The following is a 19,931-nucleotide window of genomic DNA, read 5'->3' on the forward strand; positions in this document are numbered from 1 at the left end:
CGGTTGACACCTCGTAGTTATGCAAGTCACGTGCCTGCCGAAGCGGGCTATCGATAGAGCCCCCCGCGCAGGGACGCGGAGGGCTTGCCTTGATCTTGGATCTCGCGAGTCCTCGCGGATCAGTCGGCCATGGCGCGGGCCTCGGTCAAGGCGATGTCGAGCAGGTTGTCACTCGCCGCGTTGCCGCGCTTGCCGGCCGTCAGACGATAGAGCAGCAGACCGGCGGCGAACAGCACCACGAAGGCCGCGAACACCTGCAGGTTGAACCAAATCATCGTGAGCAGCGAGAGCGTCGCACACACCAGCGCCACGGCCGGAAGCACGGGATAGAGCGGCGCCTTGAACGGCCTGATGAGATCGGGCTCGGTGGCGCGCAGGCGGAACAGCGCGGCCATGCTCATGATGTACATCACGAGCGCGCCGAACACGCTCATGGTGACGATGTTCGCCGTCAGCGTCTGCCCGGCGAACTGGATGAGCTCGTCGGAGTAGATCGCGGCGATCCCGATCACGCCGCCGGCCAAGATCGCCCAATGCGGCGTGCGGCAGGTCGGGTGCAGCGCGGCGAGCTTGGCCGGCAGGAAGCCGGCGCGCGACAGCGCGAAGATCTGCCGCGAGTAGCCCATGATGATGCCGTGGAACGAGGCGATCAGTCCGAACAGGCCGATCCACACCAGCATGTGCAGCCAGCCGGAGTTTTCGCCGACCACGATCTTCATCGCCTGCGGCAGCGGATCGTTGATGTTGGCGAGCTTCGACCAGTCGCCGACGCCGCCGGCCATGATCATGGTGCCGAAGGCGAGCACGACGAGCGTCAGAATCCCGGCGATGTAGGCGAGCGGAATCGTCTTGGTCGGATTCTTGGTCTCCTCCGCGGCCATGGCCGCACCTTCGATCGCCAGGAAGAACCAGATTGCGAACGGGATCGCCGCGACGATGCCGCCGATGCTCGTCAGCGAGAACGAATTCTCACCGGCCCAGCCGTTGGCGGCGAAGTTGGCGAAGGAGAAACCGGGCGACACGACGCCCATGAACACCAGGAGTTCGGCAATCGCCAGGACCGTCACGAACAGCTCGAACGTCGCGGCGATCGATACGCCGGCGATGTTGAGGGCCATGAACACCAGATAGGCGCCGAGCGCGGCGGTCTTGGGCGACAGCGCCGGAAACTGGACGTTGAGATAGGCGCCGATGGCGAGCGCGATGGCAGGCGGAGCGAACACGAACTCGATCAGCGTCGCGAAGCCGGCGACGAAGCCGCCGAGCGGGCCGAAGGCACGGTAGGAATAGGCGAAAGGACCTCCGGCATGCGGGATCGCGGTGGTGAGCTCGGTGAAGGAGAAGATGAAGGTCGTATACATCACCGCGATGAAGATCGTGGTGACGAGGAAGCCGAGCGTGCCGGCCTTGTCCCAGCCATAGCTCCAGCCGAAATATTCGCCGGAGATCACCAGCCCGACCGCGATGCCCCACAGATGGAGTCCGGTCAGGCTCTTCGAAAGGGTCGGTTTGGCCTCGTCACTCATGTCCAGTCGCTCCTGTCTGCTTGTGATGGGTGATTTGGGATGACGATGTGGTCGTCTCGATCGCGGCATCCGGCGCCGCCTCCTTGAGGCCGATGCCGGTGACGCCGATCCGCAGCGCCTCGCGCACCAGCCAGGCCAGCTTGTCGGCGGCGCGCTCGGCCGAGAGCCCGTGGTCGTGAATGTTGGAAATGCAGTTGCGGGCGCTGTCGCGCAGGCCCGGCGCCGGGTGCAGCGTCAGATACACTCCAAGGGAGTCCGCGGCCGACAGACCCGGACGCTCGCCGATCAGGACCGCGACCAGCCGTGCGCGCATCGTGGCGCCGACATCGTCACCCAGCGCCACACGCGCCTGCGAAGCCAGCACGATCGGGCCGATGGACAGGCCCGTCAGACGCGCCTCGGTGGCGATCACGACAGCGGCGGCATGGTTTTCGACGGCATCCGCCGACAGCCCGTCGGCAATGATGAAGACGAGATCGTACGGACCGGATGTCAGCCTGGCGGCTTCCTCCGCGGCGAGGCGGCGCCCGAGGTCGGGCCGGCGCAGATAGCTGGCGCGGTCCGGTGCTGCACTCGCGACCTCGATCACCTCCCGCGGCGCGAGCGCGTCGGCGATGCCGTCGAAATTGACCTTGCCCCATACGGCATCGCGCGCGAGCGCATGCGCCATCTGGAATTCCAGCTTCGCGGCCGTCGGAAGCCCGTCGCCGGCGCGGCCGAGTGCGACGCGGGCGCGCGTCATCCCGCGCAGCAGGTCGAACGGATCTTCCCTCATGCCCGCGCTCCCTGGCCGATCAGCCGGACTACGGAAGGCGCGCTGCCCGGCAATGGCGGCACGCGGCCGCTTTGGTCGAGCAGGCCCATCCGCGCCAGCCAGGCCTCGAACTCCGGCGCCGGGCGGCGGCCGAGCAGATGCCGCAGCCGCATCACGTCGTGATGCGACAGGCTCTGATAGTTGAGCATGATGTCGTCGGCGCCCGGCACGGCGATCAGGAAGTTGACGTTGGCCGCCGCGAGCAGCAGCGCCAGATCGTCCGTATCGTCCTGATCGGCCTCGGCGTGGTTGGTGTAGCAGACATCGCAGCCCATGGGCACGCCGAGCAGCTTGGCGCAGAAATGATCCTCCAGCCCGGCGCGAATGATCTCCTTCGCGTCGTAGAGATATTCGGGACCGATGAAGCCGACGACGGTGTTGACCAGCAGCGGCGAGAAGACGCGCGCGACGGCATAGGCGCGGGCCTCGACGGTCTGCTGATCGAGGCCGTGATGGGCGTCGGCCGACAGCGCCGCGCCTTGGCCGGTCTCGAAATACATGACGTTGTTGCCGACCGTGCCGCGCTTCAGCGACAAGGCTGCGTCCTGCGCCTCGGCCAGCAGCTTCAGGGTCACACCGAAGCCGGCATTGGCAGCCTCGGTGCCGGCGATCGACTGGAAGACGAGGTCGAGCGGCGCGCCTTTCTCGATCGCCTGGATCGAGGTCGTGACGTGGCTCAGTACGCAGGACTGCGTCGGCACCTCGAATTTGAGCCTGAGATCATCGAGCATCGTGAGCAGGCGGATGCAGGTCTCGACATTGTCGGTCGCGGGATTGATGCCGATCACCGCATCGCCCATGCCGAACAGCAAGCCATCGAGCGTGCCTGCGGCGATCGCCTGGGGATCGTCGGTCGGATCATTCGGCTGCAGCCGCGACGACAGCCGCCCCTCCAGGCCGATGGTGGAGCGGAAGCGGGTCACGACCCGGCATTTGGCCGCGACGGCGACGAGATCGCCATTGCCGCAGAGCTTGGAGACCGCGGCCACCATCTCCGGCGTCAGGCCCGGCGCGAGGGCGGCCAGCCGGTTGGCATCCGCCTCCCAGGACATCAGCCATTCGCGCAATTCTCCGACGGTCAGCGACGCGACGGGCGCGAATGCGGCGGCATCGTGGCTGTCGAGGATGAGGCGCGTGACCTCGTCGCTCTCGTAGGGAATCAGCGGCTCGTCGAGGAAACGCCGCAGCGGCACGTCGGCGAGCGCCATCCGCGCCGCCACCCGCCGCGCGGCGCTGTCGGCTGCTATGCCAGCCAGCTCATCGCCAGAGCGGCGCGGCGAGGCGCAGGCCAGCAGCGTCTTGAGATCGTCGAACACATGAGTTTCGCCGCGATGGCGCGACCGGAACGCACCCGTCATCTTCGACCTGCCGCTCGTGCTGCGTCAGAGCGGTCCAAGCGGCCGCGATGGCGACCACAACGCTCATGAGCTGGGGCAGGTTAAGCGAGGGCGGCTCCGGAAACTTGACATCTTAGCACAATCTTCGGTCACGTCGCGCGAATGCTCAGAAAACTGGCATCGGTGACCCTCGGGGGCGGGCGAATGCTGTCAACACGTGGACGGCCCGCCATGGACCGCGCCGCTCCAGAATGCTATCTCGCCACCCCACATGAGTGACCTGTCCATTACGATCTCCGCCGAAAAGCCGGGCGACGCGCAGGCGATCGAGCGGCTGCATGAGCGCACCTTCGGCCCCGGCCGCTTCGTGCTGAGCGCCTACCGCTTGCGCGAGCATGTCGATCATCTGCTCGCGCTGTCGTTCACCGCCCATATCGGCACTTTGCTGGTCGGCTCGGTGCGGCAACTGCCGATCTGCGTCGGCGACACCAAGGCGCTGATGCTCGGGCCGCTGACGGTCGAGCCGCCGTTCCGCAAGCACGGCATCGGCCGCATGCTGATGGAGCGCTCGGTCGTGGACGCGCGGGCGCAGGGCCACCGCTTGATACTGCTGGTGGGTGACGCGGCCTACTACGCGCGCGTCGGCTTCAAGCCGGTGCCGAAGGGCAGGGCGATCATGCCGGGACCGGTGGATTACAACCGGCTGCTGGTGAACGAACTGATCGAGGGCGCGTTCGAGGGCGTCGAGGGTGCCATCCGGCCCGATTGGGATTACGCGAAGTAATCTCGGTCTCTCCGTCATTGCGAGCGAAGCGAAGCAATCCAGAGTTCCGCCCACGTCTCTGGATTGCTTCGTCGCTTCGCTCCTCGCAATGACGAAGGAGGGGGCGCAGATTGGTCGCGTTCTGCGCCCTCCTCGAATCAGAATTTGAGGTTGGCAAAGATCCGCACGCCGATGCCGGGCAGCAGCACCTCGTCCTTGGTGTAGGACACCGAATTACGGATCTTCTCGTTGAGCAGATTGTTGCCGACGAGGCCGACCAGCATCTCGCGCGCGCCGAACATGTTCGCATCGAGTTTGGTCCGGTAGCTGACCTCCGCCTTGAGCAGGTTGTAGCCCGGCGTCGGAGTCTCCGCGATCGGCGCGATGTCGTTCTGCGCGAAGGCGTGCAGCAGGTTGATGCGGGTCAACCAGTTGGCATCGCGCCAGAACAGGCCGCCGCCGACGCGCATCGGCGGAATCCGCGGCACGTTGGTGCCGTCCGCGAAGGTGGCGCGGACGACGTCGAACTGGTTCTCGATCCCCCAGATGCCGCTGCCGAGCGGAGCAACATCGAATTGGCTCTGGAACTCGAAGCCGCGGAACAGCGCGTTGCGCTGCGAGTAGACCGCCTGATTCAGCTCGGTGCCGGTGGTGCCGCAGGAGGCAAAATCGTCGCCGCACATCACGCCGGTCAGCCGGCGATAGATGAAGTTGCTGAACTGCGTGTAGTAGGCAGTGGCTTCGAAGCGGAACGGGCCGGTGGCCTTGCGCAGCCCGGCCTCGACGGTCTTGGCGGTCTCGATGGTCAGGTTCGGATTGCCGATGTCGAAGGTTGCGGTCGCATCATGGCCGCCGCGCGAGAACAGCTCGGCTGGCTTCGGCGCGCGCTCGACATATTGCGCGGTCACGCTCGCCACCAGATCGCCCGGCAGGTTCTGCAACAGGCCGACGCTCGCGCTCTTCGGCGTGTATGACGGATTTCGGGCGATGTTGGCCTGCGGCGTGCCGTCCGGCAGATAGTCGACCGGGAAGTTCGGCGTGGAGCCGTTCAGCGCGATGTGCTCGATCCGGCCGGCGACCTGCGCCTTGGTCGAGGGCGAGAAGGCGAACTCGTTGAAGACATAGCCGGCGACGCGGTTGTTGGTGTTGGGGCCGAACAGGCCGTTGAACACCGAGCCGGGATTGTCGGGGCTCGGCGCATTCAGCTCCTGGTGCCCGGCCTGCACGCCATAGGCGGTCGTCAGGGTGGCGAAGCGCAGATTGACGGGCATCATCTGCATCTCGACGCGCGCTTCCTGCTCGCGATTGGTGAAGGTCTGGCGCACGCCATCGGTGGTCGGGTCGGTGACGGCTGCAAGGCCGAGCTCATTGTGCCGATAGTCTGTCGCGCCGGCCCAGAACCGGATCGCGTCGATTGCCGCGGAGTCCGGGCGATACTCGCCCTTCGCGGTGATCTTGGTCTGGTGCGCATCGATCCGGGTCCGGCTGTCGGCGCCGCCAATGCCGGGGATGTGGTAGAGCGCATCGGTCTGCGTGATCGCGGCGCCGACGAAGCCGCCTGAGAAGAAGTAGCTGCCGCCGATCGAGGCGCCATCGTTCTGCGCGGCGGAGTTCGGTTGCCGGCCGTTCACCGGGCGGGTCTGGTCGAACAGATAGGGATAGCCGGGAATGGAGTAGTCGCCGGTCTTGCGGCCGTAGGCATCGGCATGAAGCGCGAAATTGCCGCCGCCGGCATCGAGCAGCACGCCGCCCTCGACGCCGCGGTCGACCGAGCTGAACGAGGTGCGCGTTTCCGCGGTAACGCAAGGCGCGCTGCCCGCGGCCGGAGCGCTCGCCGGCAGGCCATAGGTCTGGAACGGCGCGGTCGAACAGGTCGGCAGGGCCTGCGGAATGCGGTTGTTGGTGGCGCTGACGACGCCGCCGATCGAGGTCGAGCCGTAGCGTAGCGCCGCGGGGCCGCGGACCACCTCGATCTGGTCGCTGGTGAGCGGATCGATCGGCACGAAATGGTCCTCGCCGAGATCCGAGGCGCCGCCGCCGCCGAGCCCGTTCTCGACGATGCCGACGCGGTTGACGTCGAGGCCGCGAATGATCGGCCGGCTCGATGCGCCCGGCGCGAAGCTCGATCCGGTGATGCCGGGTTTCGAATTGAGAAGGTCGCCGAGCGTGGCGGCGCCGGAGCGGCGCAGTTCCTCGTTCGGCACCACGGTGACGGTCGCGAACTGGTCGGTGACGACAGGCAGCACGCCCTGTTGCGGCGGGGGCGGCGCGGTCTGTGCCTCGCGCGCGGGCGCCGGCGTGCGTGGGCCGCTCCGGGCCACGCGCGCTGTGGGATTGGGCCGCGGCACCACCGGCTTGCGGGCACGGATCGGGCTCGGTGCGGTCACTGTGACCTCGGGCAGTTCGGCCGCCGGCTTCGCAGGATCGTCAGCGCGCGCGGGCGCACCCAAAGCGCACAACATGGCTGCGGCGCTGCAGCCCGACATCAAGGCTCTCGACAACATCTTTCACTTCCTGATCCTGATCAGGCGTCCCACGTCTTTCGTTGCCGGCGGGATGCGCCTGCCGTCGTCGTGCGACGGACCATTCCTTCACGCGGCCGCCGTGCGCTCGCGCGCAGGGCAGCGTTTCGAGCGGCTCAGATCAGGCGGTGGGAGGAGCGCGTGGCTGGAAGGCGGTGTCGACGACGACAGCCGCGACAGTGGCGGTGATCGCATCGGGCAGACGGAATGCGACCGCTTCAGGAGGCGTCAGAACTGGCGCCGGTGACAGCAGGATCGACTGCGCCATCGCCATGACGGCGCAGATGGCACAGCCATCCGGCGACGGCTGTTGATCGGGATCTTGGTCAGCGGGAGAGGGACCAGTGTGCCGCTCGGCGATGGAGATGCCGCCGCCGTCCCGGGCTTGTCCGGCGAGCCAATGCACATGGCCGAAGGCGAGCGCGAATTGCAGCACCAGCGCCAGCAGCGCGAGCCGCGAGACATCCTTGATGTTCGCGCGAAACCAGCTCATCGCCAGCTCTGGCTCATATGAATAGGCCACCCCGTTCGGCTGAGAGGCTCAGCCTTTGTTACAATATAACATCGCAAGGGAGCTTCACAGCTGTCAATCAGTGCACTGCAACGGTGGTCGGAATCCCCGTCGCTGTGCCCTTCGCGCCACGTGGCGCGCCGCGGTGGTGCGTGCTTGTGTCTTCGTGTCAGCGTCCCTCGCGCACCCAGGTCGCGGCGAGCGCGCCGAGCAGCAGCAAGAGGCCGATCACGCCGGCGAACATCGGCAGCACGCCGACGCCCTTGACCACGCTGGCATCGCGCATGCGCACGCCCATCCAGCCGTCGCCGCTGAACAAGGTCGATGACCTCACCGGGACGATGCGCGGCATGTCGATGCCCGAGCCGTCGCCGATGCGGCGGGCATCGCCGCCCGTCGCCTGTGCCAGCGGCTTCAGGGTTTCGGTGGTCGAGGTGACCTCGGAGAATTCCTTGGGATTGGTCGGGCCGACATTGATCAGCGCCTTCAAGGTGCCGTCGGTCGCCTGCCACAGGCCGAGCTCGTTGGCGGGAAGGGTCGCGCGCCATTCGCCGGGATCGCCCTGGCTCAGAGTGAGCTCACGCGTCTGGCCCGACGGCGAGGTCACGGTCACCGGCGGGACGCTGTCGCCCATCGTCTGCCGGATGACGGCGAGATCCTTGCCTTGAATCTGCAGCCGCAGCGCTTCCTCGTCGAGATCCGGCTGCTGCATCAGCCAGTGCGACATGCGCCGGAGCAGGTCGAGATGCGGTCCGCCGCCCTCGTAGCCGCGTGCCCACAGCCAGATGTGGTCGGACAGCAGCAGCGCGACGCGGCCGGCGCCGAAGCGCGACAGCAGCAGCAGCGGCTTGCCGTCGGCGCCGGTCATGACCGGCGGACTGACCGCATTGCGCGTCTCCACGGTGCGGAAGAAGCGGCTCCAGCGCGGCGGCTCGGAGCCCGAGCCTTCGAGGCCGCGCGTCACCGGATGGCGTTTGCCGGCGTCGGACAGATGCGCATAGAACGGCTTCTCGGTGACGCCGACCGGCTCGGCGGGCAGCACCGAGTCGAGCGGTGTGCGCCAGATGCTGGTGTTGGAGGCGTAGTCCGGGCCGGCCGAGACCAGCACCGCGCCGCCATTCCTGACATAGCGCGCGATGTTGTCGAAATAGGCGATCGGCAACACGCCCTGGCGGGCATAGCGGTCGAAGATGATCAGCTGGAATTCGTTGATCTTCTGCTGGAACAGCTCACGGGTCGGAAACGCGATCAGCGACAGCTCGTTGATCGGGGTGCCGTCCTGCTTCTCCGGCGGCCGCAGGATCGTGAAGTGGACGAGATCGATGCTGGCGTCCGACTTCAACAGGTTGCGCCAGGTCCGCTCGCCCGAATGCGGCTCGCCCGACACCAAGAGCACGCGCAGCTTGTCGCGGACGCCATCGATCGAGACCACCGCGCGGTTGTTGACGAGGGTCAGCTCGTTGTCGAGCGGCGAGGCTTCGATCTCGACGATGTTCTGGCCTTCGTGCTTGACGTCGACGTCGACATTGGCGGCCTGGCCGCTGGTCAAGGTGCGCTCGCTGATGACCTCGCCGTCGCGGCGGATCACGACCTTCGCGCTGGCGCCGCTGACGCCCTGGTCGTCGAGCCGGAAGCTGATGGTTTGCGGCTGGCCGACGATGCCGAAGCGCGGCGCGGCGGTGATCGCGATGCGGCGGTCGCGCTCGGCCTTCTGGCCCGTGATCAGGGCCTGCAGCGGAGCCTGGAAGCCGAGTGCGGCCACGTTGCCGGGAATGTCGTGAACGCGGCCGTCGGTGATCATGAAGGCGCCCGCGACCCGATCGACGGGGACGTCCGACAGCGCCGAGGTCAGCGCGCTGAACAGATGCGTGCCGTCGGTCTCGCCGTCGGCCTGGCCGGCATCGACGACGCGGACCTCGAGACCCTTGATCTTCTTCAAGCTGTCGACCAGCGACTCCTGGGCCGCCTGGGTCTGCTTGTTGCGGTCACCGAAATTCTGGCTCGGGCTCTTGTCGACCACGACGGCGGCGACCGAGCTCAGCGGCTCGCGGTCCTCGCGCGTGAACTGCGGATTGGCCAGCGCGAGTGCGATCAAGGCCAGCGCGGTGACGCGGATCCAGGCCGAACGCGAGCGGCCGAGCAACAGGAGCGCGGCGATGACGACGATCGCGCCGATCGCAAGCCACAGCACGATCGGCGGAACCAGAGGTGTGAACGCGATGCCGTAGTTCATGAGGCAAACTCGCAGTTGTCGTCATGCCCGGGCTCGTGCCGGGCATCCACGTCGCGCAGCCAGCGTCGCTGCTCGTGGATTGCCGGGTCAAGCCCGGCCATGACAACCATTGTTGTTGCGATATCGAGGCCGACGACGCGCATTGTCACTGCCCGAGCCGTTCGATCAGCGCGGGCGCGTGCACCTGGTCGGCCTTGTAGTTGCCGGTCAGCGTGTACATCACGATGTTGACGCCGGCGCGGAAGGCGAATTCGCGCTGCCGTGGCTCGCCCGGAACCATCGGCAGCATGGCCTGGCCGTCGGGGCGGATGGCCCAGGCGCCGGCGAGATCGTTGGAGGTGATGATGATCGGTGAGACACCGTCGCCGCCACGCGCCGGACGGGAGGCGCTGTCCTCGTCCTCATCTTTCGGCAGCGCCTCGACCCAGGTCTGGCCCGCGGTGAAGCGGCCGGGGAAGTCGCGCAGCAGGTAGAACGTCTTGGTCAGCACGTGCTCGCGCGGCACCGGCTCGAGCTCGGGCACATCGAGCGACGACAGGATCTCGCGCAGCGACTGCATGCCCGGGGTCTGCTGCGCGCCGTTCTCGCCCGGAGGAGCCTCGACGGCGTCGCGGGTATCGAAGATCACCGTGCCGCCCTGCTTCATGTAGGCGTCGATCTTGTTGATCGCGTCCTGCGGCGGCTTCGGCACGCCCGGCACGATCGGCCAGTAGATCAGCGGGAAGAAGGCAAGCTCGTCATGCGCGGGATCGACGCCGACGGGATCGCCGGCTTCAAGCGCGGTCCGCTGCGCCAGGAACAAGGTCAGCCCCATCAGCCCGGCCTTGACGATGGAATCGACGTCGGCATTGCCGGTCACGACATAGGCAAGCCGCGTCTGTGACACTGCGCGCATCGCGAAATCATCGCTGGCGGCGTCGGCGCGTGCGGGCGCCGGCATCGCGACCGCGAGCAGGGCGCCGGTTGCCAGCACCGCAAGCGCGATGGCCGCGGGGGCCGCACGCCGTCGTCTTGCCAACGCGGCCAGCACGCCGCCGAGCAGGGCGACAATGACGGCGTCGATCAGGAACAGCAGCAGTGCGGTCGACAGCAGGATGCCCCGGAGATCGCGCGGCTCGGCGGTGGTGTAGCTGGCGCGGTTGGCGCGCAGCGCTGCCGTGTCGAGCTGCAGAATGCGATCGGCGGGGCTGAGCGTGTTCACTGCGGTAGGTCCCTCGGCTGGGCCATAGAATCCGGGCGGATGATCCAGCGAAGCCCGGTCGTTGAAATCAGCCGGTAGCGGCTTGGCGGTCGAAGGCGGCGGTCCGAAGGCGCCGAAGCCGTCGAGGATGTGCAGCGGCGCCAGCGTGGCCTTGGCGGTCTCACCCGCGGGACCTGGGCCCGGCGTCGAGGTGTAGCCGGACATGTCGACGATGCGGCGGAGCATCTCGACTATGGCGCCGGACATCGGCAGATCGGACCAGCGCATGTCGGCGCTGACGTGGAACAGCGCGATCAGGCCTTTGCCGCGATGCTCACCGGTGACGAGCGGCGTGCCGTCCTCAAGAGACGCCCAGCTCTTGGTCGCCAGCACGGCGTCGGGCTCGGCGAGAACCTGGCGGTTGACGGTGACGTCCTTCGGGACAGTGATGCCGGCGAACGGGCCGTCGGCGGCGAACGCGGCCAGGTGCTGCGGCTTCTCCCATGTCAGGCTGCCGCCCAGGGTGCGGCCGCCGCGGCGCAGCTTCACCGGCACGAGGTCGTCGTCGCCCTGCGCCAGGCGCGGGCCGGCGAAGCGCACCAGCACGCCGCCATTCTCGATCCAGCCGTTGAGACGGTCGCGCAGCTCCGGCGACAGCGTGCCGACGTCGGCCATCACGATCATCGGCACCTTCTGGTCGAGGAACTGCGTGATGACCTGCTGCGGGGCGCCGCGATCGCCGAGCCTGAGATCGGCGAACGGCGACAGCGCGCGGGTGAGATAGAAGGTCGGTGCGAGCAGCGGCTGCGCGGTGTCGCTGGTGGCGCCGGAGACGATGCCGACGGCGCGGCGGCGCCAGCGCTTGTCGAGCAACTGCACGGCGCCGGCCGAGCGCTCGCCCGCAATCTCGAGCCGGGTGATGTCGTTGCGCAGCTCGACCGGCAGGTCGAAGCTCGCCTCGGCGTCGTGCGCGCCGGCGGCAAAGCTGAACTGTGCCTCGCCGAGCGGCGAGCCCTTGGCATCGAGCGCGCGCACGATGCCGCCCGGAACGGAGAGATCCGCCCGCAGCACCTTCACCGTCATCTTGGCGGCCGCGTTCTCGGCGCCGGCGAGCGCCAGCGGCGAGGGCGTGCCGCCTTCGAACACGGTCAGGCTGCGGTCGCCGATCGTCTTGGCGAGACCCCCCACGAACTCGCTGCCGCGGCCGGGATCGACGCCGTCGGAGAACCACATGATCTCGGCATCGCCGGTCGCTTTCAGGAAGCGATCGAGCTGCGGCAGCGCATCGGCGCGCTCGGTCGTGTAGGCCTTGGGCGCGATCTGGCGCAGCGCGACGCGCGCAGCACCGGCCGGCATCAAGGTGAGGTCACGCGCGGGCTCCGACAGCGGCAGCAGCGCGACGCCGCGGCGGTCGGCATCGGCGTTGGCGATGATCTCGTCGGCGGCCCTGATGCGCGTGTCCCAGCTTGCGGCCGCGCTCCAACTGTCGTCGAGCAGCAGCACCAGCGGCGCCTTGCTGCCGACGGTTTCGGTGCGCGGATTCCAGATCGGGCCGGCTGCGGCGAAGATCACCAGCGCCGCCGCCACCAGCCGCAGCAGGGTGAGCCACCAGGGCGAGCGCGACGGCGTCTCTTCCTTGGGCGTGATGTCGAACAGCAGCCGGGTCGGCGGAAACTCGATGCGGCGCGGCCGCGGCGGCATCACCCGCAGCAGCCACCACAGCACCGGCAGGCTGACGAGACCGGTCAGCAGCAGCGGTTCGGCGAACGACAGCGGCAGGCCCATCATGCGCCGAGCCCTCCGGGGCCAGCGCCCACTTTGACGCCGCCGCGCGCGCTACCTTTGGCCGTGGTCATGCCGGCATGCAGGAACAGCAGCAACTCGGCGGCCGAGCGGCTGGTGGTGTGGGTTGTGAACAGCCAGTCGAGCCTGCCGGTCTCGGCGCGGATCTGGTCGCGATGCAGCGCCACGCGGGCGACGTAGTCCTGTGCCCAGCTCTCGGCGCGGCCGGCCGTGATCACCTCGCCGCCTTCCGGCTCGACGAACTCGACGCGGCCCGAATAGGGGAAGGTCTCCTCGGCCGGATCGACCACCTGCACCATCGTGCCGTGTGCACCGGACGCGGACAGGCCGGCCAGCATGGTGCTGATCTCGGAGATTGGCGACCAGAAATCCGACAGCACTACGATCTCGGCGAGCGCCGAGGGGACGAAGGACGGCGGCAGGCTCGGCCTGACAGCTTCGTCATGCAGCATCGACTGCGCGATTCGGTCGATCACGTTGCGGCTCCCGGTCGGATTGATCAGGCCGGGAATGCCGACGCGTTCGCCGCCGGCCACCAGCAGCTCGGCCAGGGCAAAGGTCACGATCAGCGCGCGCTCGAGCTTGCTGTCGCGCGCGCCCTTCGACGCGAAGGCCATCGACGGCGAGCGGTCCGGCCAGATCCACACCGTGTGCGCGGCCTCCCATTCCTGCTCGCGGACATAGAGATGGTCATCGCGCGCGGAGCGGCGCCAGTCGACGCGCTGCGACGGCTCACCGGAGACGAAGCGTCGGTACTGCCAGAAGCTTTCGCCGGAGCCGGCGCGGCGCCTTCCATGCAGGCCATGAATGACGTTGGCGGCAATCTGCCGGGCTTCCAGCACCAGCCGCGGGAGCGACGATGCCAGCGTCCGGCTTTCGCCATCGGCACGCCGTATCGCGAGAATCTCCTTGTCGGCGTGCCCTGTCGCTGCGGCCATCAGCCAATCCGGCTCTTCAATTGCCGGATCACGTCCGGAATGGTGCGTCCCTCGGCGCGCGCCGGGAAGGTCAGCGCCATGCGGTGCTTGAGCACGGGCTCGGCGAGATCGAGCACGTCGTCGATCGAGGGCGCGAGCCGGCCGTCGAGCAGCGCGCGGGCGCGCACCGCGAGCATCAGCGACTGGCTGGCGCGGGGACCGGGGCCCCAGGCGATCAGCTTGCCGGCCTCTCCGGCCTCGGGACCGGGACGCGCCGAGCGCACCAGCGACAGGATCGCCTCGACCACGGAATCGCCGACCGGCAGCCGCCGCACCAGGCGCTGGGCCGCGATCAACGCATCGGCCGTCATCGCGCCCTTGGCGGCACTCTCCTCGGCGCCGGTGGTCTCGAACAGGATGCGGCGCTCGGCATCTCGATCGGGATAGTCGACGTCGATCTCCATCAGGAAGCGGTCGAGCTGAGCCTCGGGAAGCGGATAGGTTCCTTCCTGCTCCAGCGGATTCTGGGTCGCGAGCACATGGAAGGGCTTCGGCAGGTCATGGCGGGCGCCTGCAACCGTGATGTGCTGCTCCTGCATGGCTTGCAGCAGCGCCGACTGCGTGCGCGGGCTGGCGCGGTTGATCTCATCGGCCATCAGGAGTTGCGCAAACACCGGGCCGGCGATGAAGCGGAACGAGCGCTTGCCGCCGGCGCTTTCGTCCAGCACCTCAGCGCCCAGAATGTCCGACGGCATCAGGTCCGGCGTGAACTGGATGCGCTTCGCATCGAGGCCGAGCGTCACGCCCAAGGTCTCGACCAGCTTGGTCTTGGCGAGGCCGGGGACGCCGATCAGCAGCGCGTGGCCGCCGGACAGGATGGTCACCAGCGTGTTTTCCACCACGCGGTCCTGGCCGAAGATGACGCCGGAGATCGCATCCTTTGCCGCTCGGATCTGACCGGAGACCTGTTCGGCCGACCGGACGATCGCATCCTCGAGCTTCTCGGCACTCTCAGCCATTTCCGTCGCTCCTTCTGCCCCGCATCTTGAACTTTCGGACGGACGTTCCGCTCCAGTTTGCCGGGAAGCGGATGCCAACCTATGCGAAGGCGCTGTATTCGTTGAGTTAAACTATCCCCATATTATCGGCATTACGGGGTATTGACGGCATCACGTTATGGCGACCTTACATGACCTGCAGGGCCGCCAGGAACTTTTGCACAGACGACGGCGATGGAATCTTGCACCAATCGTGCCAAGGTGGACGCAAACTCAAGGCAAACCATGGCGAAGCAAGGGCAGACCACCGACAACGGACTCGATCGGCTGACGTCGGCGGCAACGCAGGCTGGCACATCGGCAAAGGGGCTGCCGCCGGTGCATTTGTGGAATCCGCCATTCTGCGGCGATCTCGACATGCGAATCGCCGGTGATGGTAGCTGGTACTACATGGGCACGCCAATCGGGCGGCCGGCGCTGGTGCGGCTGTTCTCAACGATCCTCAAGCGCGAGGGTGACCGCTATTTTCTGGTCACGCCGGTGGAGAAGGTCGGCATCCGCGTCGATGATGCCCCCTTCACGGCCGTAGAAATGCGGACGGAGAGCGATGCGCGCGGGCCGCTGCTGCATTTCCGCACCAATGTCGACGACTGGGTCGCGTGCGATGCCGAGCACCGGCTGCGCTTCGAGCCCGGCGAGAGCGGCGGCCTGACGCCCTATCTGCATGTGCGAGCCGATCTCTGGGCCAAGGTGACGCGAGCGCTGTACTACGAGCTTGTTGACATGGGTGAGGAGCGGATGATCGATGGTCGTGTGATGTTCGGCGTGGGGTCGGGCGGCGCGTTCTTCCCCATGGCCGACGCAGAAGAGGTGAGGGCGGCGCTTTGAACCAGCCCATGGTGAGGAACAGGACCGCTGAACTCAGTTCGGCCGATTTCTTCGCGCGGGGCCGCGCGCGGCTGCGCTTCGACGTTCCGCAGGCCCTGCTGGATCCGGACGTCATTCCGGCCAGTGGAGATTCCGGCACCGACCGCATGCTCGAGATCATCTCCCGCGAGCAGCCGATCCGCCCCGCGGCGGTGTTGATCCCGGTGGTCGACCACCCCGAGCCGACCGTTCTCCTGACCCAGCGCTCGCCGAACCTCTCGAGCCATGCCGGACAGATCGCCTTTCCCGGCGGCAAGATCGACGTCACCGATGCCTCTCCGCTCGATGCCGCTCTGCGCGAAGCCGAAGAGGAGATCGGGCTCGACCGCAGCTTCGTCGACCCGATCGGCTATCTCGACGTCTACGGCACCGCCTTCGGCTTCCGCATCCTGCCCACGGTGGCGCGGGTGCGGCCGGGATTCACGCTCAAGATCAACGAGGGCGAGGTCGACGACGCCTTCGAGGTGCCGCTGGCCTTCCTGATGGACCCCGCCAATCACCAGCTGCATTCCAAGGAGTTTCGCGGCATGGAGCGTTCGTATTACGCGATGCCGTTCGCCGAGCGCTACATATGGGGCGCGACAGCGGGCATCCTTCGGGTGTTGTACGAGCGGATCGGTCGGCCATGATCCGTGGCGTATTGACGGAAATCGGAATTTTCCTCATTCCTTTTGCGGTTTATGTGTTGTTCTTGCTCGCGACCAAATCGGGGCTGTTGGTGCCGGCCAACTGGCCCTTTCATCTGACCACAAAATTGACGGTGGCGGCGCTGGTGCTGGTGATTGCAAGTCTGGTCCTGCTCGCCGAGTTCTCCGGCGCGCCGCCGCGTTCGACCTACGTCCCCGCTCATGTCGAGAACGGCAGGCTCGTTCCAGGGGTCGAGAAATGATCGACGCGCGGGTGCTGCACGCGCCCTGGCTCTCGTCCGGTCCCGCCGCGCGCGTGCTCGCGCTGCTCAATTGCGATGGCGAGGAAGCACGGGTGGTCGGCGGCGCCGTGCGCAATGCGCTGCTCGGCATCGCCATCGGCGACATCGACATCGCGACCACGGCGCTGCCGGCGGAGGTGCTCCGGCGTGCCAAGGCGGCGTCGATCAAGAGCGTGCCGACCGGCATCGACCACGGCACCGTGACGCTGGTGCTGGACGGCCATCCGTTCGAGATCACGACCCTGCGCGAGGACACCGAGACCTTCGGCCGCAAGGCCAAAGTCGAGTTCGGCCGCGACTGGGTCGGCGACGCGCACCGGCGCGACTTCACCATCAATGCGCTCTCCGTCGGGCCCGATGGCGTGGTGCATGATCACGTCGGCGGCCTCGCCGACATCGCCCAGCGCCGCGTGCGCTTCATCGGCGACCCCGCCCAGCGCATCGCCGAGGACTATCTGCGCATCCTGCGCTTCTTCCGCATCCATTCGGCGTTCGGTCACGGCGCCCCCGATTGCGAGGGCTATCTGGCCTGCATCGCCGGCCGTGCCGGGCTCGCCACGCTGTCAGCCGAGCGCGTGCGCATGGAGATGCTGAAGCTGCTCGTCACCGACGGCGCTGTCGGCGCGGTCACGGCGATGGCGGATGGCGGGTTGCTGACGGCGATCCTCGGCGGCGTCGCCTATCTCGGTCCGTTCGCCGCGATGATCGGCATCGAGCGCGAGCTGGAGCTTTCGCCGAGCCCGGTCCGCCGTCTCGCGGCGCTCGCGGTCGCCGTGACCGAGGATGCGCGCCGTCTCGGCGTCAGGCTGAAGCTCTCCAACGCCGAGACCAAGGCGCTCGACGGCATGGGCCATCGCTGGTGGCGGTTCGCTTCCGCCGACGAGGCGCGAGTCCGGCGTCTGCTGTATCGTCTCGGCGAGACCGTCTATCGCGACCGCCTGATGCTCGGCTGGGCGCGGGCGCGCGATCGCGACGACCGGCGCTGGCGCGAGCGTGCGCTGTTGCCGCAGCGCTTCACGCCGCCGAAATTGCCGTTGAAGGCGGCCGATTTCATCGCGCGCGGGGTTGCGGAGGGGCCGCTTCTCGGTCATGTGCTTACCCTCGCAGAGGATGCCTGGTTAGCCGCGGACTTCCCGCTCGACGAGGCATCGCTGAATGCGATCGCCGATCAGGCGGCGGCGCGTGTCAACCGCGACGGACGTTCATGAATTTTCTGGCAGGTTTTGCCGACATCTCGCTGCTGCAACTCCTGCTCGTCGCTTCCGTCGCTCTATTCGCTTCCATCATCGGTGGTCTTGCCGGCTACGGCACCGGCGCTCTCATGCCGCTCGTGCTGGTGCCGATGGTCGGGGCCGAGCCGGTCGTGCCGATCATCGCGATCTCGGCGATCCTCACCAATCTCAGCCGTGTCGTCGCCTATATCAGCCATGCCGACCGTACGCGCGCCGGAATCGTCATCGCGGCAGCCGCGCTCACGACCGCGCTCGGCGCCTACGGCTACACGCGACTGACCAATGCCGGCGCGGCGTTCGTGATCGGCACGATGCTCATCATGAGCGTTCCGCTGCGGCGGATCCTGCGCAAGCGCGAGGTCAGGATCGGCAATGGCGGGCTTGCTGCCGGAGCGGTCGGCTATGGCGTGCTGGTCGGCGGCACCTCCGGCTCCGGCGTGATCCTGCTGTCGCTGCTGATGGCCGCCGGACTCGAAGGCGCCGCGGTCATCGCCACCGACGCGATGATCTCGGTGGCGACGGGCGTCATCAAGATCTCGGTGTTTGGTTTGGCCGGCGTGGTCACCGTGCAGGTCCTGGCGTTCGCACTGCTGATCGGCGCGGTCGCGGTGCCCGGCGCGTTCCTCGCCAAGGCCTTCGTCGCCCGCATGCCGGTGCACATCCACGCCGCCATCCTCGACGCCGCCGTCATCACCGGCGGCGGCGTGATGATCGCATCAGCGCTGCGGCATCTGCTGCCGGCGGCGTAGCCTTCCGGCGTCAAGCCACCTGCTGGTCCGTGTCCCGATCGGATGGCGTGATGGTGCCGGTCTCGGCGCGTGCCACGATGGCATCGAGCGCGGCGACGGCGCGGGTGGTCACCTCGTCGAGCGGCGGCACCATGCCGCCGGAGGCGAGCTCGACCCGGTTGCGGCCCTTGTGCTTGGCGCGGTACAGCGCGCCGTCGGCGACGCGCAGGATCTCCGTCAGATCGAGGCCGGCCTCGGGATAGGCGGCGACGCCGACCGAGATCGTCACCCGCGGCAGCATGCCCACGCCATAGCTGATGTTGAGCGCCTCGACGCGGGCGCGCAGCTCCTCCGCGCGCATCGACGCGCTGCTCGACCTCGTCGAGAGCCGCCTGATCAAATGGCGTCCCAACGTTGCCGAGCGCCCGGCCTGAGGCACGACGCGGCCATCCACGAAAGGCCGAAGCGCCGGTCCTGACGGGCCGGCGCTTCTGTCATGTCAGCCTGATGTGGCCGCGGCCTGCATCAGCCCCACTTCATCTCGCCCTTCGCCACCTTGGCGCCGATGTCGAGGGCCACGCCCATGCCGAGGCCGGGGAACTTCGCCTCCATTGCGGCCTTCAGGGCTGCGGCGTCCTTGGCCTTGGCGAGCTCCTCCTCGAACGCGATGAGATAGGACTTGGTGTGCCGAACACCCGACAGGTCGGTGGCGGCGTCCGCCACGGCATGGCCGGCGACCACCACCGTCGGAGCGCGTGCAGCGATCTTGTCGAGGGTCGCGATCCAGGCTGCGCGCTGCTCCTTGCTCTGGGTGTCGGCCGTCCAGACATGGACACCCGAGAAGATCATGACGCCGCCGAATACGGCTGCGAGCGAGGGCACCCAGAGATAGCGCCGATTGGCCAGCCCCTCGGCGGCGACGATCTCGATCGTCTCGCCATCGACCGACAGCGACGGGCCATCGAACGGTTCGGGCAGAACGATGTCGGCCATCGTCTGCGGGCCGTTCTCCTTCAGCTGCGGGCCCCAGACGGCGAGCTTCTTCTCGACATTGCCCTTGATCGCCTCGATGGTCGCCGTGGCGGCGATCACCTTCACGCCGGGAAAGGCCTCGCGGATCGGCTTGAGGCTGAAGTAGTAGTCCGGGTCCGACTGGCTGATGTAGATGGCCGTCAGCGTCTTGCCGCTCGCCTTGATTGCGGCCGCCACCGCGCGGCCGTCCGGATAGTTGAAGCCGCCGTCGATCAGCAGTGCTTCGGTGGGGCCCCTCAGCAGCACGGGCGCGCGGAAGAAGCCGTTCGGGCCGGCGGGAAAGTGTGTCCAGACCAGCTTGCTGCCAGCGGCACGGCCGCTGTCCGATGCACCGAGAATGGCTGCGGCGGTCCCTGCAATCGCTGTCGTCATGATCTGTCTCCGTGTCGGCATGTCAGTCTCTTTCTTGGAGTGATAAAACGATGAGGCCGGGCAGCAGGCGGCGCTCCGGCCGTGTGCGACGGCTGGGTGGATTGTGCC

The 19,931-nt window shown here is 67.7% G+C and carries 18 protein-coding genes; 6 read left to right on the forward strand and 12 right to left on the reverse strand.

Features of this window, described 5'->3' with window-relative positions; genetic code table 11:
• Positions 1-119: 119 nt before the first annotated feature.
• The 3 genes from eat to QX048_RS03150 are packed head-to-tail and all read right to left on the reverse strand — an operon-like array spanning position 120 to position 3,698.
• Positions 120-1,526, reverse strand: coding sequence for an ethanolamine permease (gene eat, locus QX048_RS03140; protein ID WP_315826994.1), 1,407 nt, complete (start codon positions 1,524-1,526; stop codon positions 120-122).
• Entirely contained in the window at positions 1,519-2,301 is a 783-nt protein-coding gene (gene eutC / locus QX048_RS03145) for an ethanolamine ammonia-lyase subunit EutC (RefSeq protein ID WP_315826993.1), read from the reverse strand. The genes eat and eutC overlap by 8 nt, the downstream gene beginning before the upstream one ends.
• The gene (locus QX048_RS03150) at positions 2,298-3,698 is read right to left on the reverse strand and encodes an ethanolamine ammonia-lyase subunit EutB (RefSeq protein ID WP_316200699.1); all 1,401 of its coding nucleotides are present in this window, start codon (positions 3,696-3,698) and stop codon (positions 2,298-2,300) included. The genes eutC and QX048_RS03150 overlap by 4 nt, the downstream gene beginning before the upstream one ends.
• A 250-nt stretch (positions 3,699-3,948) precedes the next feature.
• Here QX048_RS03150 and QX048_RS03155 point away from each other — a divergent pair, with 250 nt between their 5' ends.
• On the forward strand, positions 3,949-4,461 hold the full coding sequence (locus tag QX048_RS03155) for an N-acetyltransferase (protein WP_315717304.1): 513 nt from the start codon (positions 3,949-3,951) through the stop codon (positions 4,459-4,461).
• A 137-nt stretch (positions 4,462-4,598) separates the two neighbouring features.
• On the opposite strand, the gene QX048_RS03160 is transcribed toward QX048_RS03155, so the two are convergent.
• From QX048_RS03160 to QX048_RS03190, 7 genes are all read right to left on the reverse strand, one after another.
• Positions 4,599-6,926, reverse strand: a complete 2,328-nt coding sequence (locus QX048_RS03160; RefSeq protein ID WP_316159427.1) for a TonB-dependent receptor — start codon at positions 6,924-6,926, stop codon at positions 4,599-4,601.
• Positions 6,927-7,083: 157 nt separating this feature from the next.
• Positions 7,084-7,455: a DUF2946 family protein gene (locus QX048_RS03165; RefSeq protein ID WP_315750388.1), complete on the reverse strand. Its 372-nt coding sequence runs from the start codon at positions 7,453-7,455 to the stop codon at positions 7,084-7,086.
• A 187-nt stretch (positions 7,456-7,642) separates the two neighbouring features.
• Positions 7,643-9,706: a hypothetical protein gene (locus QX048_RS03170; RefSeq protein WP_315750389.1), complete on the reverse strand. Its 2,064-nt coding sequence runs from the start codon at positions 9,704-9,706 to the stop codon at positions 7,643-7,645.
• Positions 9,703-9,849, reverse strand: a complete 147-nt coding sequence (locus QX048_RS03175) for a hypothetical protein (protein ID WP_315750390.1) — start codon at positions 9,847-9,849, stop codon at positions 9,703-9,705. The genes QX048_RS03170 and QX048_RS03175 overlap by 4 nt, the downstream gene beginning before the upstream one ends.
• A 2-nt stretch (positions 9,850-9,851) precedes the next feature.
• On the reverse strand, positions 9,852-12,674 hold the full coding sequence (locus QX048_RS03180) for a DUF4159 domain-containing protein (RefSeq protein ID WP_315826991.1): 2,823 nt from the start codon (positions 12,672-12,674) through the stop codon (positions 9,852-9,854).
• Positions 12,671-13,627: a DUF58 domain-containing protein gene (locus QX048_RS03185; RefSeq protein WP_315826990.1), complete on the reverse strand. Its 957-nt coding sequence runs from the start codon at positions 13,625-13,627 to the stop codon at positions 12,671-12,673. Before QX048_RS03185 ends, QX048_RS03180 begins: the two co-directional genes overlap by 4 nt.
• Positions 13,627-14,625: a MoxR family ATPase gene (locus QX048_RS03190; protein ID WP_315717298.1), complete on the reverse strand. Its 999-nt coding sequence runs from the start codon at positions 14,623-14,625 to the stop codon at positions 13,627-13,629. Before QX048_RS03190 ends, QX048_RS03185 begins: the two co-directional genes overlap by 1 nt.
• A gap of 264 nt (positions 14,626-14,889) precedes the next feature.
• Between QX048_RS03190 and QX048_RS03195 the strand changes: the two genes are divergently transcribed.
• Genes QX048_RS03195 through QX048_RS03215 form a run of 5 tightly spaced genes read left to right on the forward strand, consistent with a single transcriptional unit; the run spans position 14,890 to position 18,440 of the window.
• A complete protein-coding gene (locus QX048_RS03195; RefSeq protein WP_315757019.1) occupies positions 14,890-15,492 on the forward strand; it encodes a DUF1285 domain-containing protein in 603 nt (200 codons plus the stop codon).
• Positions 15,493-15,500: 8 nt separating this feature from the next.
• Positions 15,501-16,160, forward strand: coding sequence for a CoA pyrophosphatase (locus tag QX048_RS03200; RefSeq protein ID WP_409977949.1), 660 nt, complete (start codon positions 15,501-15,503; stop codon positions 16,158-16,160).
• Complete coding sequence (locus QX048_RS03205; RefSeq protein ID WP_315717295.1) at positions 16,157-16,420, forward strand: DUF6111 family protein; 264 nt, start codon at positions 16,157-16,159, stop codon at positions 16,418-16,420. The genes QX048_RS03200 and QX048_RS03205 overlap by 4 nt, the downstream gene beginning before the upstream one ends.
• Positions 16,417-17,667 (forward strand): CCA tRNA nucleotidyltransferase, encoded by a 1,251-nt coding sequence (locus QX048_RS03210; RefSeq protein ID WP_315826989.1) that lies wholly within the window; start codon positions 16,417-16,419, stop codon positions 17,665-17,667. The genes QX048_RS03205 and QX048_RS03210 overlap by 4 nt, the downstream gene beginning before the upstream one ends.
• A complete protein-coding gene (locus tag QX048_RS03215; protein WP_315826988.1) occupies positions 17,664-18,440 on the forward strand; it encodes a TSUP family transporter in 777 nt (258 codons plus the stop codon). Before QX048_RS03210 ends, QX048_RS03215 begins: the two co-directional genes overlap by 4 nt.
• Positions 18,441-18,450: 10 nt before the next feature.
• On the opposite strand, the gene QX048_RS03220 is transcribed toward QX048_RS03215, so the two are convergent.
• On the reverse strand, positions 18,451-18,873 hold the full coding sequence (locus QX048_RS03220; RefSeq protein ID WP_316159420.1) for a diguanylate cyclase: 423 nt from the start codon (positions 18,871-18,873) through the stop codon (positions 18,451-18,453).
• 71 nt (positions 18,874-18,944) lie between these two features.
• The gene (locus tag QX048_RS03225) at positions 18,945-19,844 is read right to left on the reverse strand and encodes an MBL fold metallo-hydrolase (RefSeq protein ID WP_315717291.1); all 900 of its coding nucleotides are present in this window, start codon (positions 19,842-19,844) and stop codon (positions 18,945-18,947) included.
• Between the last annotated feature and the right edge of the window lie 87 nt (positions 19,845-19,931).

Origin of the sequence: Bradyrhizobium sp. SZCCHNS30572 (genome assembly GCF_032484415.1) — a bacterium.
Classification (GTDB): Bacteria; Pseudomonadota; Alphaproteobacteria; order Rhizobiales; family Xanthobacteraceae; genus Bradyrhizobium.